General features: G+C 58.2%; 6 protein-coding genes and 1 pseudogene. 3 read left to right on the top strand and 4 right to left on the bottom strand.

All coding sequences use genetic code 11. From position 1 onward, the window contains the following. From ACBR42_RS05410 to ACBR42_RS05395, 4 genes are all read right to left on the bottom strand, one after another. Positions 1-758 (bottom strand): IS66 family transposase zinc-finger binding domain-containing protein (locus ACBR42_RS05410; RefSeq protein WP_371207431.1); only part of this gene is annotated, 758 nt, incomplete at its 3' end. A 65-nt stretch (positions 759-823) separates the two neighbouring features. Continuing rightward, on the bottom strand, positions 824-1171 hold the full coding sequence (gene tnpB, locus ACBR42_RS05405; RefSeq protein WP_007396145.1) for an IS66 family insertion sequence element accessory protein TnpB: 348 nt from the start codon (positions 1169-1171) through the stop codon (positions 824-826). After that, positions 1168-1569 (bottom strand): IS66-like element accessory protein TnpA, encoded by a 402-nt coding sequence (tnpA, locus tag ACBR42_RS05400; protein ID WP_039998243.1) that lies wholly within the window; start codon positions 1567-1569, stop codon positions 1168-1170. Before tnpA ends, tnpB begins: the two co-directional genes overlap by 4 nt. Before the next feature lie 110 nt (positions 1570-1679). Next, entirely contained in the window at positions 1680-2015 is a 336-nt protein-coding gene (locus ACBR42_RS05395) for an IS5 family transposase (protein WP_371207430.1), read from the bottom strand. 63 nt (positions 2016-2078) lie between these two features. Here ACBR42_RS05395 and ACBR42_RS05390 point away from each other — a divergent pair. From ACBR42_RS05390 to ACBR42_RS05380, 3 genes and pseudogenes are all read left to right on the top strand, one after another. Further along, positions 2079-2736, top strand: a pseudogene (locus tag ACBR42_RS05390) (IS5 family transposase); the annotation flags it as partial. 1274 nt (positions 2737-4010) lie between these two features. Beyond that, positions 4011-5093 carry a polysaccharide biosynthesis/export family protein gene (locus ACBR42_RS05385; protein ID WP_371207429.1) on the top strand — a complete coding sequence of 361 codons (1083 nt, stop codon included), beginning with the start codon at positions 4011-4013 and terminating at the stop codon, positions 5091-5093. Positions 5094-5488: 395 nt separating this feature from the next. Next, entirely contained in the window at positions 5489-5893 is a 405-nt protein-coding gene (locus tag ACBR42_RS05380; RefSeq protein ID WP_132305345.1) for a phosphoribosyl-ATP pyrophosphatase, read from the top strand. The last annotated feature ends 107 nt before the right edge of the window (positions 5894-6000 follow it).

Here is a 6000-nt window from a genome sequence, read left to right as displayed (position 1 = left end):
ACATGTGCCCGGATCAGCGCGGTAAGGGGCGCCAGCGTCGCCGTGCAGGCCCCCACCCAGTCGGCCAGCGTCGAGGTATCGAGATCGATCCCCTCACGGGCAAATGCGGCGCTCTGCCGGTTCAGCGGCAGATGCTGCAGGAACTTGTCGCACAGGATGCCCGCAAGCAGCTTTGGCCCGGCCCGTCCGCGCGCGATCGGGTGGAAAGGTGCCGGGGGCTGGATGATGTTCTCGCAGTCGCGACAGGTGAATTTCTCGCGTACCGTCTGAATCACCTTGAACTGGCGCGGGATCACCTCCAGCGTCTCGGTGACGCTCTCCCCCAGTTTGCTCAGGCGCTCGCCGCCACAGCACGGGCAATGTGTCGGCACGGGGATGACGACCCGTTCGCGCGGGAGATCGGCGCGCAACGGCTGGCGACCGTGATTGCGCCGGGGCGCTGTCGCCAGCACGGCAGGATCCGGAGCGTTTTCCGGCGCATCCTCGGCGTGCGCCGTCTCCAGATCTTCCAGTTCGAGTTCGAACTGGGCCAGCAGACGGCGTCCCCGCTCCGATGAGGCCCCGAAACGGTCCTGGCGCATCCGCGCAATGAGGTGCTTGAGATGGGCGATCTGCGCCTCGGCGCTGATCGCTCGGGTTTCAGCGGCAGTGGCCCGGGTTTCGGCAGAAGACGCCCGGAATTCGGCGACCTGAGCGCGCGCCTCGACCGCGGCAAGTGCCGCGCGCAGGGCCATCATCTCGTCCGTGTCTCCCGTCATGAAGACAGTTGACCACATGGGCGCTCAAAAGAGTACCAGTATATGCTGATCTGGCGCAGTTTTTATTATCCCGCCAGTTCGGGTCTCCAGGTTTTCTGCGGGTTTCTCCAGTCGATCCCTTCCAGCAGGCAACTTAATTGTGACGGGGAAAGATGGATCACCCCGTCCCTGGCCGAGGGCCAGAGGAAATGCCCACGCTCGATCCGCTTCGCATATAATGACAGGCCTACGCCATCGTGCCAGATCAGTTTCACCAGGTCGCCGCGCTTTCCCCTGAAGGCATAAACGTCGCCGGCGAAAGGATCACGACCCAGCGTTTCCTGGACTTTCAGGGCCAGCCCGGGCATCCCGAGGCGCATATCGGTCACGCCGGCCGCCAGCCATATCCTCAGCGTGGAGGGAAGCGGAATCATGACCGCAGCGCGCCCACAATCTCACGCAGACGATCAGCGGACAGCCCCGTGTCGAATTCGAGCCGCACACCGTCCGGAAAGACCACGCTGACCGCTCGGCCAGGCGGCGTTCCCTGTTCGCTTCGACGCTCCAATGCCTGCGGCTGAGGTGCCGGAGCCACCATGACAGGCACGAACGATGTTCCGCCCTGCGCTTTGGCCCGGGCCTCTCGCCGCCAGCGAAACACCAGGCTTGGATGAACACCATACTGTGTAGCCACCTCCCTTACGGGGCGCCGGCTCTCGTAGGACGCGATGACCACGCGCGCGCGAAATTCAGGGGCGTGCCAGCGGCGGCGATCCGAAACGATCTCGATCCGCGAGGCTTCCGCCAGCCTGTCTCGCTCTCCTGCCTCCATACCGCTCCCTTGGAGCCTCTCTGCGGTACTACCTGCGACACTCGCAGGTAGTACCGCGTCTCTATCTCTTGAATCGCTCATGATTCATAGCTGAACCAGAATAGAAATATTCAGCAAGGCGGCAGTCGCCGGGTGCTTACGTGAGCCCGAACGACCGTGCTGTCGATCATGTGCTGCCAGTCATCGGTCAGGCCAAGTTCGACCAGCGTTTCCAGCAGAGCGTCCCAGACACCTTGCTCTGCCCACCGACGGAACCGCACATAGACCGAGTTCCATTTTCCGTAGCGCTCATGCATGTCCCGCCATGGGCAACCAACACGCAGGACATAAAGCATTCCATTGAGAAACAGACGGTTATCCTGTGCCGGTCGTGACCAACGCCCACGTTCCGGCGGCAGCAGGCCGCCAATGATCGCCCATTCCTCGTCCGTCAGGTCGCCACGCATCTACAGGTCTCCGCAAAGACCAGCGTTGAATCACGTCCAGGCCAGTCTGAAAAGACCTTTTGTCAACAGAACCTAGGCAGACCACGGCGTACGGATTTGCGCTAGGTCACGGAGGCGATCCTCCATATCGTCACGACCGGCTGCCAATGGCGGCAGTTGCCCTGGTACTTTCCGGCCTTCACAACCGTACAGGGCTATTTCTACCGTTGGAGCCGCGAGGGACGATGGGAAACCATGAACCATATGCTCGTGATCCTGTCGCGTGAGCAGGATGGGCGAGACGCCACGCCTTCACTGGGCATTATCGACAGCCAGTCGGTTAAAACTGCTGAAAATGGCGGCCCACGCGGTTATGACGCGGGCAAGAAGATCAGGGGACGCAAGCGGCATATCGCGACCGACACGGCGGGTCATGTCGTGGCGACTGTCGTACATCCCGCCGACATTCAGGATCGTGACGGGGGATATGCTGGCGAGAAGTTGCGTGGTGCGCTGGCTGAACTCGGCCGATGGACGATCGAGATCGTCAAACGTAGCGATCGGGCCGAAGGCTTCGTCGTCCTGCTCAAACGCTGGATCGTGGAGCGCAGCTTTGCATGGCCCGGACGCTGCCGTCGCCTCACGAAGGATGTCGAGGCAACAATCTCGTCATCCCACGCGTGGTTGATGATTGCCCCATATCCGCAGAGTTCTGAGGAAAATCAATCAAACCGCTTTCTGATTCAGACTCTCAACGAAACGCTGTTCACGTCCCTGACGCATGCCCGCCAGATACGCGTCTCGGGGGCATGCCCCCGAGACGCTTGCCATCCCATCAATCCCAAACCATAAAAACCGGGAACTCTCTTTTGAGTGGTAACAAAAAGAGAGGCACGTCATGTAATAGAGAATATTACCATCTTAAGCATTTCAGAACATAATCATGCGGTCGTGACGACATGGAGACGCGAGGATTGAGGCTTAACCCTCGCAGTTCCTGATGAGCCTGTGAGGCGTGTGGCCCATGCGAAAAATCTCTTACCCATCAGCATGAGAGTAGAACCAAGCTTCGTCTGGCCGCAGGCAAGCTGACGACCTCAAGGGTATCGCAGCAGGCTTTTTTCCCATATAGCCCTGATCAACATAGGCCAAGTTCAAGGCTTTCCGTCCGTCGTATCCGGAATGGTGGCAGCGAAACGTCCGACCTCGGCACAATAATCGTCACGACTGGCCGATATGACATGCAGGGTCCCGCAGGTAGATCTACCGTCTACCGCCAGAATGGAACCTTGATCCCTTTTCGCGTTTATCCCTCACCATATACAATGCATGATTCACTTTCCGGCGTTGAGCGGGAAGCCCGGCTGGCTATAATGGCCTCCGTAGAGGTTACACCCTACGCACCGAAAGCAATATGCAGATCAGGCCACCACTACATCGAAGCCGCCCGCCATCATCCAGCGACGGAATTGCCAATAGACCGATGACCACAAAGGAAGGTCATTCGGCATGCGCTTTAAACAATGCTGTAGTCGATCATGTAACGCATGTTGCTGCTGCCTCCCCTCACACATCAGGACTGGATATGGGACTCAACTGATATGCCAAAGGGATACAGGCTGTTGCCAACCCACAGTTCAGTCAATAGTGCATTGATTCACAGGGAAATATCCCTTCATAATCTTCTTTACGGCTACATCCAATATCAGATCGGGCCTTTACCTATAGTCAGTTGAAACAGAATTTGATAAAAGGCCCCACCATTTTTTCGGGGCTTTATATCCATGACATGCTGGATGCATGCATGTGCCTTGCCTACCCTGATTACCGGCTTCACCTTAAACCTTCATCCGCGGTGTCACATTGACCATCTTCTGTTTTCCGAAAACTTTGGGCCCCGTTCCATCTAGCATGCGCAGAAAAAGACGCTTCGCGGTCGCGGGGGGGCTTCTGTTGCTATTGACCGGATGTAATTCCCTGCCTGACAGCGGCCCGACAGAAGCGCAGGTCAATCATATGCAGCGCGATCCGAAAACGAATACGGTCGGATACGCGATCGTACAGATCAGCCCGGATCTCATCACGCTGCTCGAAAGTGAAGCCCCCCCCCAGTTCAGCAATCTGGATAGTGGAAACGCGCCGGTCCATCAAACTAGGAATGACACAATCGGTCCGGGTGATGTGCTACAGGTTGCGATATATGAAGTCGGTAGCGCGCTTTTCAGCCCCCCCCTAATCGGCATGGCACCAGGAAATAACGCGATACCTAGCAGTTCCAGCAGTTCCAGCCTGCCGTTGCTCAGTGTCAATAGTGCCGGAAACATTACGGTCCCCTTTGCAGGTCAGGTGCATGTAGCGGGTCTGACGACCAGTCAGGCTGTTGAGGCCATCACCGCGCAACTGAAAGGCAAATCCCAGTCGCCGCAGGTCATGGTCCGTATTGCCACCGATATCGCCAATTCGGTCATGGTTTATGGCGCTGTCCAGCATCCCAGCCGTATTTCACTGACCCCCAACCGCGAACGGATTCTGGATGTCATCGCCCTCGCCGGGGGACAGGACCATCCCGCGCAGGCGCATGAGGATTATACCGTCCGGCTGACCCGTAACGGACGCATCGCCGAGATGCCGCTGAAAACGATAGAAATTGACCCGCAGCAGAACATCGTGGTGCAGCCGGGCGACCGTGTGCAGTTGACCTTCCAGCCCCGCAGTTTCACGGTTTTCGGCGCCAGCGGCCGGGTTACCCAGACCCAGTTTACGACCCCGACACTGACCATGGCCGAAGCAGTCTCCCGCAATGGCGGCCCGATTGATTCGCGCGCCGATCCGAATGCGGTTTATGTGTTCCGCTTTGAAAATGCCGATATTCTGAGGCGGCTGGGCATGCCAGTAGACCAGAACGCCACCACTGCGCCCATCATTTACCAGTTGGATATGATGAATCCGGCCAGTTTCTTCCTGGCACAGAAATTCATGATGCGGGATCGGGATCTGATTTATATTGCCAACTCTTCGAGCAACAAATTCTATAAATTCTTTGGCCTGATTACCACCATCATCTCCCCCGGCACATCAATGGGGGGTATAGCCCGCTGATTGATGACCCTGTTCATGTAATGGTGTAGGACAATCAGCAGCAACACCATTACGATGCGCCATCTGACACTGTGGAAAAGAGATATTTCCATCTGGGGTTATCTCTTACCTTTTGTTCCCTGTCTTCCTCCCTGTTCAGGATCAGCTTTCCAAGGCTGCCAGAAGGTGTGTCTCAGGCGAGGCAGGAAACAGGAGACGGGAAGTCGCCCCCGGATCATTTTTGCCATTCCGCAATGATCAAATGCACACAATGCCAGGTGCTGGCCCTGTCCTGTCGCGTATGCAACAGATCGCAATCCAGCGCATGCCCTGCTCAATCCGACCTGAAAAGAACACTGGGCCGATACGGGACGGGTCTTGTTGACCGCACGTGAAATAATCCCCATCATCGTATCATGTCCCGCCCCCATCACACGCCAGCCAGCCAGTCGGGTGCGGCCCATGCGCTTGGCCCGTTTCAGGACCGGTCGGGCCGTGCCATCCCCGGCAAGGATACGACACAGGACCCTGCCCGCGCCCGTCGCGCGGGGCGGGCTTTTACCTGTGCGGCCGAACAGTGCGTGATGGATCTCATGACGGAAGACCGCGCGGGCCTGATCGCCCATAGTGCGGATGTGCTGGTCCATCTGCTGGAAATCTGGGCGGCGCAGGCCGTCAGCCCTGAGGATGTATGGATCGAGCTTGACCGCCGCACCCGCATGGGCAACCTGCTGCTGGCCCTGAACACGACGGAGCGCAAGTCAGGCCCGGCCCTTGCGCGCAAGCGTCCGTGGAAAATTCGCACCACCAAACTGCCCTGAAACCCGACTACGTGCCCACGCGGGGAAATGGCTGGCCTCCACTTTTTTGCCTATGCGCGCTGCCATGCCGGTGGCATAAGCTGGCCGCTGGCCGAATAACGGAGAAC

Source organism: Komagataeibacter sp. SM21, from assembly GCF_041402665.1.
Classification (GTDB): Bacteria; Pseudomonadota; Alphaproteobacteria; order Acetobacterales; family Acetobacteraceae; genus Komagataeibacter; species Komagataeibacter saccharivorans.
This window is presented reverse-complemented; position numbering and strand designations above follow the sequence as displayed.

Excerpts from the sequence above, each read along its gene's own strand:
- ACBR42_RS05385 (WP_371207429.1), top strand. The coding sequence starts at position 4,011 with ATGCAGCGCGATCCGAAAACGAATACGGTCGGATACGCGATCGTACAG.
- tnpA (WP_039998243.1), bottom strand. The coding sequence starts at position 1,569 with ATGGAGGCAGGAGAGCGAGACAGGCTGGCGGAAGCCTCGCGGATCGAG.
- tnpB (WP_007396145.1), bottom strand. The coding sequence starts at position 1,171 with ATGATTCCGCTTCCCTCCACGCTGAGGATATGGCTGGCGGCCGGCGTG.
- ACBR42_RS05380 (WP_132305345.1), top strand. The coding sequence starts at position 5,489 with ATGTCCCGCCCCCATCACACGCCAGCCAGCCAGTCGGGTGCGGCCCAT.
- ACBR42_RS05395 (WP_371207430.1), bottom strand. The coding sequence starts at position 2,015 with ATGCGTGGCGACCTGACGGACGAGGAATGGGCGATCATTGGCGGCCTG.